Origin of the sequence: Nonomuraea sp. NPDC049480, from assembly GCF_044465905.1 — a bacterium.
Lineage (GTDB): Bacteria > Actinomycetota > Actinomycetes > Streptosporangiales > Streptosporangiaceae > Nonomuraea.
In genome coordinates, this window is record NZ_JBITMD010000054.1 from 13,622 (window position 1) to 32,618 (window position 18,997).

At 72.5% G+C, this 18,997-nt stretch carries 1 protein-coding gene; it reads left to right on the plus strand.

Annotation, left to right across the window (positions count from 1 at the left end; genetic code table 11):
• Positions 1–8: 8 nt before the first annotated feature.
• The coding region (locus ACIBX3_RS59880; protein ID WP_397129784.1) for an SDR family NAD(P)-dependent oxidoreductase at positions 9–18,997 on the plus strand (18,989 nt) is incomplete at its 3' end.

Consider the following 18,997-nt stretch of genomic DNA (forward strand, 5'->3'; position numbering starts at 1 on the left):
TTGGTTCAATGACCAACGAACTCTCCCCCCGTGGTCTTTCCGGCGACGCAGTGGCGATCGTCGGAATATCTTGCAGGCTCCCCCAAGCCCCGGACCCGGAATCGTTCTGGCGGCTGCTGCGCGAAGGGGTCGACGCCGTCACGGACGTTCCCCGCGGCCGGTGGGACGCGCCGGAGACGAGCTCGCTCCGCGGCGGCTTCGTCACCGGGATAGCCGAGTTCGACGCCGAGTTCTTCGGGATCTCCCCCAACGAAGCCGCGATGATGGACCCGCAGCAGCGGCTCCTCATGGAGCTGAGCTGGGAGGCGCTCGAAGACGCCGGCATCGTCCCGAGCAGCCTGCGCGACACCGGCACGAGCGTGTTCATCGGCGCCATGGCCGGCGACTATGCCCAGTTGCTCCAGGGCGGCGGCCGTGCCGCGCTGAACCGCCACAGCCTCACCGGCATCAGCCGGGCCCTGCTGGCCAACCGGATCTCGTACGCGTACGGGCTCAACGGCCCCAGCATGATCGTGGACTCCGCCCAGTCGGCGTCGCTGACCGCCGTGCACCTGGCGTGCGAGAGCCTGCGCAACGGCGAGTCCGGCCTGGCCATCGTCGGCGGCGTCAACCTCAACCTGACCCCCGACAGCACGCTCGCCGCGCTGAGGTTCGGCGCCCTGTCGCCGGACGGCAAGTGCTTCACCTTCGACGCCCGCGCCAACGGCTACGTCCGCGGCGAGGGCGGCGGCATCGTCGTGCTCAAGCCACTGTCCCGGGCGCTGGCCGACGGCGACCGCGTCTACTGCGTGATCGCGGGCAGCGCCGTGAACAACGACGGCGGCGGCGACGGGCTCACCGTCCCCGACCAGCACGCCCAGGAAGAGGTCATCAGGCTGGCCTGCGAGCGGGCCGGCGTGCCGGCCGCCGCCGTGCAGTTCGTCGAACTGCACGGCACCGGGACCCGGGTCGGCGACCCCGTCGAGGCCCGCGCGCTCGGCGCCGCCATCGGGACGGCCAAGGAGCCGGGCGGGCCGCTGCTCGTCGGCTCGGCCAAGACCAACGTCGGCCACCTGGAAGGCGCCGCCGGCATCGTCGGCCTGCTGAAGACCGTGCTGGCCATCCGGCACCGCGAGCTGCCCGCCTCGCTGAACTTCGAGACGCCCAGCCCTCTGATCCCGTTCGACGAGCTCAACCTGCGCGTCAACACCGCGCTGGCCGCGTGGCCGCGCGCCGGCGCGCCGCTGGTGGCCGGCGTCAGCTCCTTCGGCATGGGCGGCGCCAACTGCCACGTGGTGCTCGCCGAGACCCCGCAGGAGACGCCCGGCCCGGCGACCTCACCCCCCGCCGCGCTCCCACAGCAGACGCCGGGCCCGGTGACCCTCACCCCCGCCGCGCCCACGCAGGAGACGCCCCTGCCCGGGCCCCGCCCCGATGGTCCGGTGATCCTTCCGCTCGCCGGGCGCAGCGAGGCCGCGCTGCGTGCGCAGGCGGGGCGGCTCCGCGACCACCTGCTCGCCGACCCCGGCACCGACGCCGCGGACACGGCCTACTCACTGGCCACCACCCGTACGGCCTTCGACAGGCGGGCCGCGATCGTCGCCGGCGAGCCGTCGCTGCTGACCGGCCTGCTCGACCGGCTGGCCGAGGGCGAGCCCGCCGCCGAGATCGTCACCGGCCGACCGGCCGGCGGCGAGGTCGCCTTCCTCTACTCCGGCCAGGGCAGCCAGCGCGCCGGCATGGGCCGCGACCTGTACGAGGCGCACCCCGTCTTCGCGCGGGCGCTCGACGAGATCGCCGCCTGCTTCGCGACCGAGCTGGACCGCCCCCTGCTAGAGGTGATGTTCACCGACCCCGGCGGGCTGCTCGACCAGACCGGCTTCGCCCAGCCCGCGCTCTTCGCCTTCGAGGTCGCGCTCACCCGGCTCTACGAGCACTGGGGCATCCGCCCCGACCGGCTCATCGGCCACTCCATCGGCGAGATCTCGGCCGCCCACGTCGCCGGCGTGCTGTCGCTGTCCGACGCCTGCGCCCTGGTCGCGGCGCGCGGCAGGCTGATGCAGAGCCTGCCGGCCGGCGGCGCGATGGTCGCCGTCCAGGCCACCGAGGAGGAGGTCCTTCCCCGCCTCGATGCCTCGGTCAGCATCGCCGCCGTCAACGGGCCGGCGTCCGTCGTGGTCTCCGGCGCGGAGGACCGTGTCCTGGAGATCGCCGAGGAGTTCCGCGCCCGCGGCCGCAAGACCAGCCGGCTGCGGGTCAGCCACGCCTTCCACTCGCCGCTGATGGATCCGATGCTGGCGGAGTTCCGCCAGGTGGCCGAGTCGCTCACCTACCGCGAGCCGGCCATCCCGGTCGTCTCCAACCTCACCGGGGCCGCCGCGTCCGCGGCCGACCTGTGCTCCCCGAGTCACTGGGTCTGGCACGTACGGGAGGCCGTGCGCTTCAGCGACGGCATCCGGGCGCTGGCCGAGACCGGCGCGACCACGTTCGTGGAGGTCGGCCCGGGGTCCGTGCTGGCCGCCATGGGACAGAACTGCCTGCCCGAGAGCGACGACATCCGGTTCGTCGCCACACTTCGCGACAAGCAGCCCGAACGCCGCGCCGCCGCGCTGGCCCTCGCCGAGCTGCACGTCCGGGGCGTCACGCCGGACTGGGACGCCGTCTACCCCGGCGCGCGGCGCGTTCAGTTGCCCACCTATGCCTTCCAGCGCACCTACCACTGGCTTCCCGACGCCGAGGGCTCCGCGCCGCCCCCGCCCGCGCGGCCCGAGCGCGCGGCCGTCGGTGACGACCCGGCGGGGTCGCTCGCCGACCGGCTGCGCGGCCTGCCCGAGCGGGAGCAGGAACACCTGCTCCTGGAGCTCGTACGGACCTGCGTCGCGCTCGTACTCGGCCACGCCACCTCCGCCACCGTGGACACCGCCACCGCCTTCAAGGCGCTCGGCTTCGACTCCTTCAGCGCCGTCGAGCTCAGGAACCGGCTCAACACCGCGACCGGGCTGCGGTTGCCCAGCTCGCTGCTGTTCGACTACCCGTCGCCGCTGGCGCTGGCCCGGTTCCTGCGCGGGGAACTGGCCGGCGGCCAGGCCGCGCAGGCCGAGGTGACCGCCGCCGTGGTGGCGGACGATCCGATCGTGATCGTGGGCATGGCCTGCCGGTTCCCCGGCGGCGTGCATTCCCCTGACGACCTGTGGGACCTGGTGGTGTCCGGGCGGGACGCGATCGGGGCGTTCCCCGTCGACCGCGGGTGGGACCTGGAGGCGCTGTATGACCCGGATCCGGCTGGGCGGGGGACGTCGTACGCGCGGCACGGCGGGTTCTTGTACGACGCCGCCGAGTTCGACCCCGGGTTCTTCGGGATCTCGCCGCGTGAGGCGCTGGCGATGGATCCGCAGCAGCGGTTGCTGCTGGAGGCGTCGTGGGAGGCGATCGAGCGGGCCGGGATCGACCCGTCAGGGCTGCGCGGCAGCCGTACCGGCGTGTTCGCCGGCGCGATGGCGCAGGACTACGGCCCGCGCCTGCATGAGGCCACCGGCAGCGCCGAAGGCTACGTGCTGACCGGTACCTCCGCCAGCGTGATCTCCGGACGGGTCGCGTTCTCGTTCGGGTTCGAGGGTCCGGCGGTGACGGTGGACACGGCGTGCTCGTCGTCGCTGGTCGCGCTCCATCTCGCGGCGCAGTCGCTGCGGTCGGGCGAGTGTGACATGGCGCTGGCCGGGGGCGCGACCGTGATGGCCTCACCCGGCATGTTCGTGGAGTTCTCGCGGCAGCGCGGGTTGTCGCCGGACGGGCGGTGCAAGGCGTTCTCCGCCTCCGCCGACGGCACAGGCTGGGCCGAGGGCGTCGGCATGGTGCTGGTGGAGCGGCTGTCGGACGCCCGCCGCAACAGGCACCGGGTGCTGGCCGTGCTGCGGGGGTCGGCGATCAACCAGGACGGCGCGAGCAACGGCCTGACCGCCCCGAACGGCCCCTCTCAGCAGCGAGTGATCCGCCAGGCGCTCGCCAGCGCCGGGCTTTCGGCCGCCGACGTGGACGCCGTCGAGGCCCATGGGACGGGCACGACGCTGGGCGATCCGATCGAGGCGCAGGCACTGATCGCCACGTATGGGCAGGAGCGGGAGCGGCCGCTGTGGCTCGGGTCGTTGAAGTCGAACATCGGCCATGCGCAGGCGGCTGCTGGTGTCGGCGGCGTGATCAAGATGGTGATGGCGATGCGGCACGGGGTGTTGCCGCAGACGCTGCACGTGGGTGAGCCGTCGCCGCACGTGGACTGGTCGGCGGGCGCGGTGGAGCTGCTGACCGAGGCCCAGCCCTGGGCGGAGCAGGACCGGCCGCGCCGGGCCGCTGTCTCCTCGTTCGGGATCAGCGGCACGAACGCGCACGTGGTGCTGGAAGAGGCCCCCGCCCAGGCGGAGGACGAGGCGCCGGTGGTGCCGCCGCCGGTGGTGCCGTGGCTGGTGTCGGCGAAGAGCCCCGAGGCGCTGGCCGCGCAGGCCGAGCGGCTGGCGTCATGGGCGACGCCCGACCTGCCGATCGCCGCCGTCGGCGCGGCACTGGCGGGCCGCGCCGTGCTCGAACACCGCGCCGTGATCGTCGGCCGCGCCCACGACGACCTGCTGACCGGCCTGCGGGCGGTGGCCGGCGGCCCCGCCGCGCCCGGCGTACTGACCGGCAGCGGCCCGGCGGGCAAGCTCGCCCTGCTGTTCACCGGGCAGGGCAGCCAGCGCGCCGGCATGGGCAAGGAGCTGGCGGAGGCCTTCCCGGTGTTCGCCGAGGCACTGGAGGAAATCTGCGCGCACCTGGATTCCCACCTGCCGCACCCGCTGCGTGAGGTGATGTTCACCGACCCCGACGGCGTGCTGAACGAGACCGGGATGACTCAGCCGGCCCTCTTCGCCTTCGAGGTCGCGCTCCACCGGCTGCTGGAGTCGTTCGGAGTGCGGGCCGACGTGCTGGTCGGGCACTCCGTCGGGGAGATCGCCGCCGCGCACGTGGCCGGGGTCTTCTCCCTGGCCGACGCCTGCGCCCTGATCGCCACCCGGGCCCGGCTCATGCACGCGCTGCCCAAGGGCGGTGCGATGCTCGCCATCGCCGCCTCCGAGTCCGACGTCCTGCCGCTCCTCGACGGGTACGAGGACAGGGTCGCCATCGCCGCCGTCAACACACCCACCTCGGTGGTGATCTCCGGCACGGAAGAGGCCGTCGAGGAGATCGCGCAGCACATCACGGTACGCAAGCGCCGGCTGCGGATCTCCCACGCCGCCCACTCACCGCTGATGGAGCCGATGCTGGCCGACTTCGAGCAGGCGATCGCCGGGCTGACCTTCCACGAGCCGGCCATCCCGGTCATCTCCAACGTGACCGGCCGGCTCGCCGAACCAGGTCAGCTGACCGACCCCCGCTACTGGGTCGAGCACGTACGACAAGCCGTGCGCTTCGCCGACGGCATCACCGCCGCCGACGCCGCGATCTTCCTGGAAGTGGGCCCCAACGGCATCCTGAGCGGCCTGGCCCAGCAGACGCTCGCGGACGGCGTGTTCGTCCCCGGCGCACGCAAGGACCGCCACGAGGCCGACACCTTCGTCCAGGCCCTCGGCCGGCTCCACGCCAGCGGCGTCTCCGTCGAGTGGGACTCCTACTTCGGCGCCGTTCCCGCGCCGCCCGCCGACCTGCCCACCTACGCCTTCCAACGGCAGCGGTACTGGCTGGAGGCCCGCGGTCCGGTGGACGCGCCCACCGAGCACGTCGGGCTGTTCGAGGTCGACTGGGTGCCCGTACCCGCCGCGCCCGGCGCCCAGGCGGCGCCCGACGACGTGCTCCTGCCCTGGCACGACGGGGACGGGGACGAGCAGGACGAGACGTCCCGGGCGCGGACGGCCGTGCTCCGCGTGCTCGCCGCCATTCAGGACTGGCTCGCCGGCGGGCAGCCCCCGTCCGCCCGGCTGGTCATCGTCACCAGGGGAGCGACCGACGAGGTGCCCGACCTGGCAGGCCTGGCCGTGTGGGGCCTCGTACGGTCGGCGCAGACCGAATACCCCGACCGGTTCGTCCTGCTCGACGACGACGGCAGCGCCGAGGACGTCGCCGCCGCCCTCGCCTACGACGAACCCCAGCTGGCGATCAGATCCGGCACCGTCCACGTCCCCCGGCTGGCACGGCGTGACCGGCCGCCGGGCGAGAACTCCTGGAACCCGGACGGCACCGTGCTGGTCACCGGCGGCACCGGCGCGCTGGGCCGCACGGTCACCCGGCACCTGGCCGCCCGGCACGGCGTGCGGAACCTCGTCCTGGCCACCCGCGACCCGGAGTCGGTCGGCGCCGTCCGGCTGGCCGCCGAGCTCTCCGAGCTCGGCACGCACGCCTCATTCGTCGCGTGCGACGTCACCGACCGGGCGGACCTGGCCCGGCTCGTCGGCTCCTGCGAGGACCTGACCGGCGTCGTACACATCGCCGGCGTGCTCGACGACGGCGTCGTGTCCGCGCTCACCCCCGAACGGCTCGACACCGTGTGGCGGACCAAGGCAGAGACGGCCTGGCTCCTGCACGAGCTGACCCGCGACAGGGATCTGTCCACGTTCGTGCTGTTCTCGTCGTGCGCGGCCACGCTCGGCAGCGCCGGCCAGGCCAACTACGCCGCCGCCAACGCCTTCCTCGACGGCCTCGCCCGGCACCGCCGCTCCCTCGGCCTGCCCGCCACGTCCCTCGCCTGGGGCCTGTGGGACAACTCCGCGGAGTTCGGCGGCATGGCGGGCACCCTCGCCACGGCCGACCTGGCACGATGGGCCAGGCTCGGCGTCGCCCCGATGCCGCTGGACAAGGCGCTGGCGCTGCTCGACGCCGCGCTCGCAGGCAACCCCGCGACGACGCTTCCCGCCCGGCTGAGCCTCGCCAAGGTCGCCGATCCCGCGCCGGCCATGCTGCGCGGCCTGCTCCGCAAATCCGTCGAACGCCGCGCCGCCGGCGACTCCGCCGACGTGCCGCTGGCACAGTCCCTGCGCGGGCTGAGCCCCGAAGAGCGGGAGCGCGCGCTGCTCGACCTGGTACGCGGCCAGGCGGCCCTGGTGCTCGGCCACGTCACGCCGAACGTGATCAGCGCGACCGGCGCGTTCAAGGACGCGGGCTTCGACTCGCTCACCGCCGTCGAGCTCAGGAACCGGCTCAACGCCGCGACCGGGTTGCAGTTGCCGAGCTCCCTGCTGTTCGACTACCCCTCGCCGAAGGTGCTGACGGAGCACTTGCAGGCCGAACTGCTCGGCGGCGCCGCCACCACCTCCGCGGCCGTGCGGTCGACCGACTACGACGAGCCCATCGCGATCGTCGGCATGGCCTGCCGGCTCCCCGGCGGCGTGCGGTCGCCCGAGGACCTGTGGGAACTGGTGGCCTCCGGCACGGACGCCATCGGCGAGTTCCCCACCGACCGCGGCTGGGACCTGGACCGGCTGTTCGACCCCGACCCCGGCAACCGGGGCACCTCCTACACCCGGCAGGGCGGTTTCCTGTACGACGCCGCCGACTTCGACGCGGCGTTCTTCGGCATCTCGCCGCGTGAGGCGCTGGCGATGGATCCGCAGCAGCGGCTGCTGCTGGAGGCCTCCTGGGAGGTCTTCGAACACGCCAACATCGATCCGGCCACGTTGCACGGCAGTCAGACCGGGGTCTTCACCGGCATCGCGCCGATGGAGTACGGGCCACGGCGGTACGAGGGCTCCGACGCGGTGGAGGGCTACCTCCTCACCGGCGGCCTGGCCAGCGTCGCGTCCGGGCGGGTGTCGTACACGTTCGGGTTCGAGGGCCCGGCGGTGACGGTGGACACGGCGTGCTCGTCGTCGCTGGTCGCGCTGCATCTGGCGGCGCAGGCGCTGCGCACCGGCGAGTGCGACCTGGCGTTGGCGGGCGGTGCGATGGTGATGGCCTCGCCTGGGACGTTCGTTGAGTTCTCGCGGCAGCGCGGGTTGTCGGCGGATGGGCGGTGCAAGGCGTTCTCGGCGTCGGCCGATGGCACCGGCTGGAGCGAAGGCGTCGGTGTGCTGCTGGTGGAGCGGCTGTCGGACGCGCGCAGGAACGGGCACCAGGTGCTGGCGGTCGTTCGCGGGTCGGCGATCAACCAGGACGGGGCCAGTAACGGGTTGGCGGCTCCGAATGGTCCTTCGCAGCAGCGGGTGATCCGGCAGGCGCTGGCGAACGCCGGGCTTTCGACTGCCGATGTGGACGCGGTCGAGGCCCATGGCACGGGCACGACCCTGGGTGACCCGATCGAGGCGCAGGCGCTCATCGCCACGTATGGGCAGGAGCGGGAGCAACCGCTGTGGCTCGGGTCGTTGAAGTCGAACATCGGTCACACCCAGGCGGCTGCCGGGGTGGCCGGTGTGATCAAGATGGTGATGGCGATGCGGCACGGGGTGTTGCCGCAGACGTTGCACGTGGGTGAGCCGTCGCCGCACGTGGATTGGTCGGCGGGCGCGGTGGAGCTGCTGACCGAGGCCCGCCCCTGGGACGCGCAGGACCGGCCACGCCGGGCCGCGGTCTCGTCCTTCGGCGTCAGTGGGACGAATGCGCATGTGGTGCTGGAGGAGGCTCCGGCGCAGGAGGAGGAGTCCGGGCGGGCGCTTCCGGCGGTGCCGTGGTTGGTGTCGGCCAAGTCGGTGGAGGGGTTGCGGGCGCAGGCGTCGCGGCTGGCGTCGTGGGTCTCGGACGAGACGTCGATCGTCGACGCCGCCTGGTCGCTGGCGGCTGGGCGGGGCGTGTTGGAGCAGCGTGCGGTCGTGGTGGGTGGTGATCGCGAGGAGTTGGTGGCCGGGCTGCGGGCGCTGGCCGAGGGTGCGGAGGCTCCTGGGCTGGTCTCTGGGAGCGGGTCGGGCGGTCGGCTGGCGTTGTTGTTCGCTGGTCAGGGCAGTCAGCGGGTGGGTATGGGCCGGCGGCTGGCGGAGGCCTTCCCGGTGTTCGAGCGGGCGTTGCGGGACGTTTGTGAGCATTTGGATCCGTCGTTGCGGGAGGTGATGTTCACCGATCCGGATGGGGTGCTGGCTCAGACGGGGATGACGCAGCCGGCGTTGTTCGCCTTCGAGGTGGCCCTGTATCGGCTGCTCACCTCGCTGGGGGTGCGGGCTGATGTGCTGGTGGGGCATTCGATCGGGGAGATCGCCGCTGCGCACGTGGCTGGGGTGTTCTCCTTGGCCGATGCGTGCACGCTGGTGGCGGCGCGGGCGCGGCTGATGCAAGCCCTGCCCGAGGGCGGGGCGATGCTGGCCGTCGCAGCGCCTGAGGAGCAGATCGTGCCGCTGCTGGGTGAGCGGGTCGGCATCGCGGCGGTCAATGCTCCTGGTGCGGTGGTGGTCTCGGGTGATGAGCAGGCGATCGCGGAGATCGAGCGGCGGGTGGATGTGCGGACGCGGCGGTTGCGGGTCTCGCATGCGTTCCATTCGCCGTTGATGGAGCCGATGCTGGCCGAGTTCGCGCAGGCGATCGCCGGGTTGACCTTCGGTGAGCCGTCGATTCCGGTCATTTCGAATGTGACCGGCCGGGTGGCTGAGCCGGGGCAGTTGGCCACGCCGGGTTATTGGGTGGAGCACGTGCGGGAGGCGGTGCGTTTCGCCGACGGCGTGGCCGCCGCGCGGGCGGATGTGTTCGTGGAGGTGGGTCCGGATGGGGTGTTGACCGGGCTGGCTCAGCAGAGCATCGCCGATGGGGTCTTCATCCCGGCCGCTCGCAAGGACCGCGACGAAGCCCAAGCACTGGTCGAAGCCCTTGGGCGGCTCCACGTGCATGGAGTGACGGTCGAGTGGAAGGAGCTGCTGGCTCCGGCCCGGCGCATCGACCTGCCCACCTACGCTTTCCAGCACCAGCGGTTCTGGCTCGAGTCCGGTCGGGCGAGCAGCGACGTGACAGCCGCCGGGTTGAGCGCCGTGGATCACCCGATCCTCAGCGCGGTCGTGCCATCCCCTGACTCCGACTCTCTCACCCTCACCGGCAGGTTGTCCCTGACCGCCCTCCCATGGCTCGCCGATCACGCGGTCAACGGCACGGTGATCCTCCCCGGCACGGGTTTTCTCGAGATCGCGCTGCGCGCGGCGGCGGAGACGGAGGACTGCGAGACGGTTTCCGAACTGGCCATACAAGCCCCGCTCGTGATCACTCACGAGCACCCCGTACAGCTCCAGGTGGTCATCGACGCACCGGACGACGGCGGCCGGCGCGCCATCTCCCTCTACTCCCGTACCGAAGGCGGCGACGCCTGGCAGCGGCACGCCCAGGGCACACTCGGCCCGGCCCCAGCCGCCGAGCCGGACTTCCACCTCGCGCAATGGCCACCGCCCGGCGCACGGCCGGTCGACCTCGACACCCTTTACGACGACCTGGCCGCTTCCGGTCTGGAGTACGGTGACGCATTCCAGGGTCTGGTGAGCGCGTGGCAGCGCGACGACGGGGTTTACGCCGAGATCGTCCTGCCCGACCAGGCCCAGGCGGGCGTGGAGCGGTTCGGGTTCCACCCGGCGCTGCTCGACGCGGTGCTGCACTCGATCACGCTCGGCGACCTCCTTCCGCGTACCGAGCCAGGACAGCCGTTCCTTCCCTTCGCCTGGTCCGGCATCTCCCCGCATGCGGCCGGTGGTGCCGTGGCACGGGTCAGGACGACCGCGAAAGGCCCGGGCGAGCTCTCGCTGAGCGTCGCGGACGACACCGGCGCGCCCATCCTCACGGTGGACTCCCTGGTGGTGCGCCCGGTGACGACCGAGCTGTCGTCCGGGAGCACCCCGTACGCGCTGGAATGGGTCACCGCGCCCGCCGGTGCCGGGCCGGTCCCTGAGGATGTGGCGGAGCTCGGCAGCCTCTCCGCGCTGGGCGAGGTGGAGGCGGTCCCCGAGCTGGTCGTCGTGCGCGTGCCCAGCGGAGAGGGCCGCGCCAGGACGTACGAGGTGCTCTCGCTCGTCCAGGAGTGGCTCGCCGACGAGCGGTTCGCGCGGTCCCGGCTGGGGCTGGTGACCGGCGGAGCGGTCGCGGTGGCTGAGGGCGAGGCGCCTGACCTGTCCACGGCGCCCGTCTGGGGCCTCATCCGGTCCGCGCAGTCCGAGCACGCCGGCCGGTTCGTCATCGTGGACACCGACGACCATCCCGACTCCGCCGCCGCGCTGCTCCGTGCCTTCGCAGCCGGGGAGCCGCAGCTCGCCCTGCGCGAGGGCGAGATCCGCGTGCCGCGGATCGTCGTCCCGACGGGCTCGTCCGCGAGCGGGCCCTTCGCGGGGCGGATCGTCTCCCAAGAGGACTCGCCCGCGACCTCGTACGACGGCACCGTGCTGCTGACCGGCGGCACGGGCGAACTCGGGGCCCTCGCCGCGCGGCGGCTCGTCACCGAGTACGGTGTCCGGCATCTCCTGCTGGCAGGCCGCCGCGGTGCCGCCGCGCCCGGAGCCGACGTGCTGCTGGCCGAGCTGACCTCGCTCGGCGCACAGGTCACCATGGCGGCCTGCGACGTGGCGGACCGCGCCGAACTCGCCGCCCTGCTGGCGGGCATCCCCGCCGAACGCCGGCTGATGGGCGTCGTGCACCTGGCCGGGGTCGTGGCCGACGGCGCCGTGACCTCGTTGACGCCTGAGCACGTCGACCGGGTCTTCGGGCCGAAGGCGGATGCCGCCTGGCACCTGCACGAGCTCACCCAGGATCTCGACCTGTCGTTCTTCGTGATGTACTCCTCCATCGCGGCCACGGTAGGCAGCGCCGGCCAGGCGAACTACGCGGCCGCGAACACGTACCTCGACGCGCTGGCCCTGCACCGCCGGGCGCTGGGGCTGCCCGCCGTCTCCCTCCAGTGGGGGCTGTGGGAGTCGGACGGCGGGATGGCGGGCGCGCTGAGCCAGCTCGACGTGGCACGGCTCGGCAAGGTCGGGCTCGCGCCGCTGCCCGTGGCGGAGGGCATGTCCCTGTTCGACGCGGCGCTCGCGCTCGACAGGGGAGTGCAGATAGTGGCGCGTCTCGACACGGCGGCGCTACGCCGCCAGGAGGAGATTCCTGCGGTCTTCCGCGCCCTGGTCAAGGCCCCGGTGCGGCGGCCGGCGGCCTCCAGGCCCGCCAGGGTGGGGACCGACAAGGGCGCGTTGCTGACGCTCATCCGTACGAACATCGCGCACGTGCTGGGACACGCCGACGCCGACGCCGTGGACGTCGGCAGCGCGTTCAAGGACCTCGGCTTCGACTCGCTGAGCTCGGTCGAGCTGCGCAACCGGCTCAACGCCGCCACCGGACTGCGGCTGCCCGCCACGCTCCTGTTCAACTTCCCCACCCCGGACGAGCTCGCCGAGCACCTGCACGCCGAGCTCACCGGCCACGCGCGGGCCGACCAGGTCGCGGCTCGGACCGAGGTCGCCGACGAACCCATCGCGATCGTCGGCATGGCCTGCCGCTACCCGGGCGGCGTGGTCTCGCCCGAGGACCTCTGGCGGCTCCTCACGCAGGCCGGCGACGCGATCACCGGCTTCCCCGACAACCGGGGCTGGGATCTGGAACGGCTCTACCATCCCGACCCCGCCCACGCGGGCACCAGCTACGCCCGCGAAGGCGGCTTCCTGCACGACGCCGACCGCTTCGACCCCGCGTTGTTCGGGATCTCGCCGCGCGAGGCCACCGCGATGGACCCGCAGCAGCGGTTGCTGCTCGAAACCTCGTGGGAGGCGATCGAGCGGGCCGGGATCAGCCCGAAGGCGATGCGTGGCAGCCGTACGGGTGTCTTCGCGGGTGTGATGTACCACGACTACGGCACCCGGCTGCCGCAGGCGCCCGAGGGATTCGAAGGATTCGTGCTCAACGGCAGCGCGGGCAGCATCGCCTCCGGCCGGGTGTCGTACACCTTCGGCCTCGAAGGCCCCGCGGTGACGGTGGACACGGCGTGTTCGTCGTCGCTGGTGGCGCTGCATCTGGCGGCCCAGTCCCTGCGGTCGGGCGAGTGCGACATGGCGCTGGCCGGTGGCGTGACGGTCATGGCCACGCCCAGCGTCTTCGTGGAGTTCTCGCGGCAGCGCGGGCTCGCGGTGGACGGGCGGTGCAAGGCGTTCTCGGCGTCCGCCGACGGCACCGGCTGGGCCGAGGGCGCGGGCATGCTCCTGGTCGAACGCCTCTCGGACGCCCAGCGCAACGGCCACCAGATCCTCGCCGTGGTGCGGGGGACCGCGATCAACCAGGACGGCGCGAGCAACGGCCTGACCGCCCCCAACGGGCCCTCGCAGGAACGGGTGATCCGGCAGGCGCTGGCCAACGCCGGGCTTTCGGTCGCCGACGTGGACGCGGTCGAGGCTCACGGGACGGGCACGACACTGGGCGATCCGATCGAGGCCCAGGCCATTCTCGCCACGTATGGGCAGGAGCGGGAGCGGCCGCTGTGGCTGGGCTCGCTGAAGTCGAACATCGGCCACACCCAGGCCGCCGCGGGTGTCGGCGGCATCATCAAGATGGTGATGGCCATGCGGCACGAGCTGCTGCCGCGGACGCTGCACGTGGGTGAGCCGTCGCCGCACGTGGACTGGTCGGCGGGCGCCGTCGAGCTGCTGACCGAGGCCCAGCTGTGGGAGCAGCAGGACCGGCCGCGCCGGGCCGGCGTCTCGTCCTTCGGCGTCAGCGGCACCAACGCGCACGTGATCATCGAACAGCCTCCCGCCGTGCCCGTGCCCCAGCCCGAGGACGTCCCCTCGCTTCCCGCCGTCCCCTGGCTGATCTCGGCCAACGATCTCAACGCGCTGCGGGAGCAGGCGGGCAGGCTGGCGTTCTGGTCGTCGGGGAACGACGTTCCGCTGGCCGCCGCGGGCAAGGCTCTGGTGTCTGCCCGGTCGATGTTGGAGCAGCGTGCGGTCGTGGTGGGTGGTGATCGCGAGGAGTTGGTGGCCGGGCTGCGGGCGCTGGCCGAGGGTGCGGAGGCTCCTGGGCTGGTCTCTGGGAGCGGGTCGGGCGGTCGGCTGGCGTTGTTGTTCGCCGGTCAGGGCAGTCAGCGCGTTGGCATGGGCCGGGAGCTGGCCGAGGCGTTCCCGGTGTTCGCCGCCGAGCTCGATGAGATCTGCCGGGTACTGGATCCGCTGCTGCCACACCCCGTGCGTGAGGTGATGTTCACCGATCCCGAGGGCGTGCTGAACGAGACCGGGATGACGCAGCCGGCGCTGTTCTGCTTCGAGGTGGCCCTGTATCGGCTGCTCACCTCGTTGGGGGTGCGGGCTGATGTGCTGGTGGGGCATTCGATCGGGGAGATCGCCGCGGCGCACGTGGCCGGGGTGTTCTCCCTGGCCGACGCGTGCACGCTGGTCACCGCGCGGGCGCGGCTGATGCAAGCCCTGCCCGAGGGCGGGGCGATGCTGGCCGTCGCAGCGCCTGAGGAGCAGATCGTGCCGCTGCTGGGTGAGCGGGTCGGCATCGCGGCGGTCAATGCCCCGAACGCCGTCGTGGTCTCCGGTGATGAGGAGGCGATCGCGGAGATCGAGCGGCGGGTGGATGTGCGGACGCGGCGGTTGCGGGTCTCGCATGCGTTCCATTCGCCGTTGATGGAGCCGATGCTGGCCGAGTTCGCGCAGGCGATCGCCGGGCTGACCTTCGGTGAGCCGTCGATTCCGGTCATTTCGAATGTGACCGGCCGGGAAGCCGAGCCGGGGCAGTTGGCCACGCCGGGTTATTGGGTGGAGCACGTGCGGGAGGCGGTGCGTTTCGCCGACGGTGTGGCCGCCGCTCACGCGGATGTGTTCGTGGAGGTGGGTCCGGATGGGGTGTTGACCGGGCTGGCTCAGCAGAGCATCGCCGATGGGGTGTTCGTCCCGGCCGCTCGCAAGGATCGGGACGAGGCCCGGGCCCTGGTCGAAGCCCTGGGACGGCTGCACGTCCAGGGCATCAGCGTCGACTGGGACACCTACTTCGCCACCATCCCCGCCCACCACGTAGACCTGCCCACCTACGCCTTCCAACGCCGGCGGTACTGGCTCGACGCCGGCTACTTGACCGGCGACGTCGCCTCAGGCGGCGGCCTGGCGGCCCTGGACCACCCGCTCCTGACCGCCACCGTCCCCGCCCCGGGAAGCGACACTCTCACCCTCATCGGTCGGTTCTCCCTGGCCGCGCAGCCCTGGCTGGCCGATCACGTGGTGAGTGGACAGGTGATCGTGCCGGGTGCGGCGCAGGTGGAGCTCGCGCTGCGGGCAGGTGACGAGACCGGCTGCCCGATGCTCGACGAGCTCACCCTTCAGAGCCCGATGGTCATACCGGCCCGAGGCACCCTGCATCTCCAGGTCGTGGTCGGGGCGGCCGACGACGCGGCCCGCCGTCAGGTGACGATCTACTCCAGGTCCGAGGACGCCACGGACTGGAGCCAGAACGCCCAGGGCGTGCTCGCCCCGGCCACCGCGGCACCGGGTTCCGACCTCGCCCAGTGGCCGCCGCCCGGGGCGCGCTCCCTCGATGTCGGCCGCGTCTACGACGATCTCGCCGACACCGGCATGGAGTACGGGGACACCTTCCAGTGCCTTACTGCCGTCTGGCAGAAGGACGACGCCGTCTACGCCGAGATCGCGCTGCCTGAGCACGCGCGCTCGGACGCCAGGCGCTTCGGGCTGCACCCGGCGCTGCTCGACGCTTCCTTGCACCCCATCCCCATGGCCGGACTGCTGCCGGATGCGGAGCCGGAACGCCCGTACATCCCCTTTGCCTGGAACCAGGTGGCCTTGCACGCCGACGGTGCGACAGTCCTGCGCGTCAGGATCACGCCCACGGGCAATCCCGGTGTGGTCGCCGTGACCATGGCGGACGCCGCCGGGGCGCCTGTCATGGAGGTCGGCTCGCTCACGCTTCGCCCGCGGTCCGCCGACCAGCAGGCGGCCCGCCACAACATGCTGTTCCAGATCGACTGGGTGCAGGCCGCCGCCCGGACGGCCCAGAGCGACCTCCCGTACGAGATCTTCGACGTCTCCCGGACCGAGGCGTCCACCCCGGAAGCGATCAGGCAGGCCGTCTACGGCGTGCTCGCCGCAGTCCAGGAATCCGCGCAGCTGGTCGTCATCACGCACGGTGCGGTCGCGGCGGCCCAGGACGACGTCCCTGACCCGGCGCAGGCGGCGGTGTGGGGCCTGGTCCGGGCGGCTCAGGCCGAGCAGCCGGACCGGTTCGTGCTCATGGACGCAGAGGACGACTCTGCGGAGCTGATCGCCGAGGCGCTGACCATCGGCGAGCCTCAGGTGGCGGTGCGGGGCGGGCGGTTGCTGGTGCCCCGGTTGGTCCGAGCCACGGACCTCTCGGACCGGGGGCCGGCGTTCGGGCCGGAGGGCGCGGTGCTGGTCACCGGTGGCACCGGTGGGCTGGGTGCGCTGGTGGCCCGGCATCTGGTCGCCGCGCACGAGGTGCGGCGTCTGGTGCTGGTCAGCCGGCGTGGGCTGGATGCCCCGGGTGCGGCCGAGTTGGTGGCCGAGCTGTCCGAGCTGGGGGCCGACGTCACGGTCGAGGCCTGTGACGTGGCCGACCGCGACGCCCTCGCCCAGGTGATCGCAGCCATCCCGTTGACGGCGGTGGTGCACACCGCCGGCGTGCTCGACGACGGGGTCATCGCCGCCCTCACACCCGAGCGCGTGGACGCCGTACTGAAGCCGAAGACCGACGCCGCCTGGCACCTGCACGAGCTCACCCAGGATCGGGACCTGACCGCGTTCGTCCTGTTTTCCTCACTCTCCGGGGTGCTCGGCAGCGCGGGCCAGGGCAACTACGCCGCCGCCAACACCGCTCTGGACGCGCTGGCGGAGCACCGCAGAGCGCACGGCCTCCCGGCGACCTCACTGGCCTGGGGCCTGTGGGCGACCGGCGGCATGGCAGGCGAGCTCGACGAGGCCGACCTGCGACGCCTCGAACGCGGCGGCATCACCCCCTTGCCTGCCGCCGACGGGCTGGCGCTGTTCGACGCCGCGGTCAGGGGCGAGCGCGCCGTCCTGGTGCCCGCCGCGCTCAGCATGCCGGCACTGCAGGCACAGGCGCAGGCGGGTACGCTGCCTGCGCTGCTGCACGGGCTCGTCCGCGTGCCCACCCGCCGCACCAGCACGGCCGGCGCCAACCCGGCCGATCTCCTGCAACTGGTACGCGGCCAGGTCGCGACGGCGCTCGGCTTCGAGAACGCGGACGCGGTGGAGCCCACCAAGCGGTTCCAGGAGCTCGGCTTCGACTCGCTCACGGCGGTCGAGTTCCGCAACCAGCTCAACGCGGCCACTGGGCTACGGCTCCCGGCCACGCTCGTCTTCGACTGCCCGACGGCCGAGGCGGTGGCGGAGTTCATCGCCGGGGAACTGGCCGGAGGGCAGGCTGCTCAGACGGTGGTGGCCGCCGCCCCGTCGGCGGATGAGCCGATCGCGATCGTGGGCATGGCGTGCCGGTATCCGGGCGGGGTGGGGTCGCCGGAGGATCTGTGGGAGCTGGTGGCACAGGGCCGGGACGCGGTCGGCGAATTCCCCGCCGACCGAGGCTGGGACCTGGAGAAGCTCTACAACCCGAACCCGGACATCCGGGGGACGTCGTACGCGCGGCATGGCGGCTTCCTGTACGACGCGGCCGAATTCGATGCGGGCTTCTTCGGCATCTCGCCGCGTGAGGCGCTGGCGATGGATCCGCAGCAGCGGTTGCTGCTGGAGAGCTCATGGGAGGCCATCGAACGGGCCGGACTGAGCCCCACCGCCCTGCGCGGCAGCCGCACCGGCGTGTTCGCCGGTGTCATGTACCACGACTACGCACCCCAGCTTTCGGCGGTGCCCAGCGAGCTGGAAGGGCTGATCGGCACCGGCAGCTCGGGGAGTATCGCTTCGGGGCGGGTGTCCTACACGTTGGGGCTGGAGGGCCCGGCGGTGACGGTGGACACGGCGTGTTCGTCGTCGCTGGTGGCGCTGCATCTGGCGGTCCAGGCGCTGCGGTCGGGTGAGTGTGATCTGGCGCTCGCCGGTGGCGTGACGGTGATGGCCACGCCGAGCACCTTCATCGAGTTCTCGCGGCAGCGCGGGTTGTCGGCGGATGGGCGGTGCAAGGCGTTCTCGGCGTCGGCTAATGGCACCGGCTGGGGTGAGGGTGTCGGTGTGCTGCTGGTGGAGCGGCTGTCGGACGCCGAGCGCAACGGACATCGGGTGCTGGCGGTGGTACGGGGCAGTGCCATCAACCAGGACGGCGCGAGCAACGGCCTCACCGCCCCGAACGGTCCTTCGCAGCAGCGGGTGATCCGGCAGGCGCTGGCCAATGCCGGGCTTTCGACTGCGGACGTGGATGCGGTCGAGGCCCATGGGACGGGCACGACGCTGGGTGACCCGATTGAGGCGCAGGCGCTGATCGCCACGTATGGGCAGGAGCGGGAGCGGCCGCTGTGGCTCGGTTCAGTGAAGTCCAACGTCGGTCATACGCAGGCGGCTGCGGGCGTGGCGGGCGTGATCAAGATGGTGATGGCGCTACGCCACGAGATGCTTCCCAAGACGTTGCACGTGGATGAGCCGTCGCCGCACGTGGACTGGTCGGCGGGCGCGGTGGAGCTGCTGGCCGAGGCGCAGCCGTGGCCGGTGAACGGGCATGCGCGCCGGGCTGCGGTCTCGTCGTTCGGGATCAGTGGGACGAACGCGCACGTGATCATCGAGCAGGGACCGAGTGCGGATGTCGAGCCTGAGCCGGTGGCTGTGCCGCCGGTGGTGCCGTGGCTGATCTCGGCCAAGTCGGTAGAGGCGTTGCGGGCGCAGGCGTTGCGGCTGGTGTCGTGGGTTGGTGAGGAGACGCCGCTGGGGGAGGCTGCGTGGTCGTTGGCGGCCGGGCGGAGTGTGCTGGAGCAGCGCGCCGTGGTGGTCGGTGGTGATCGCGAGGAGTTGGTGGCTGGTCTGCGGGCGCTGGCTGAGGGCGTGGATGCGCCGGGTCTGGCTGTTGGTAGTGGTTCGGGTGGCAGGTTGGCGTTGTTGTTCGCTGGTCAGGGCAGTCAGCGGGTGGGTATGGGCCGGCGGCTGGCGGAGGCCTTCCCGGTGTTCGAGCGGGCGTTGCGGGACGTTTGTGAGCATTTGGA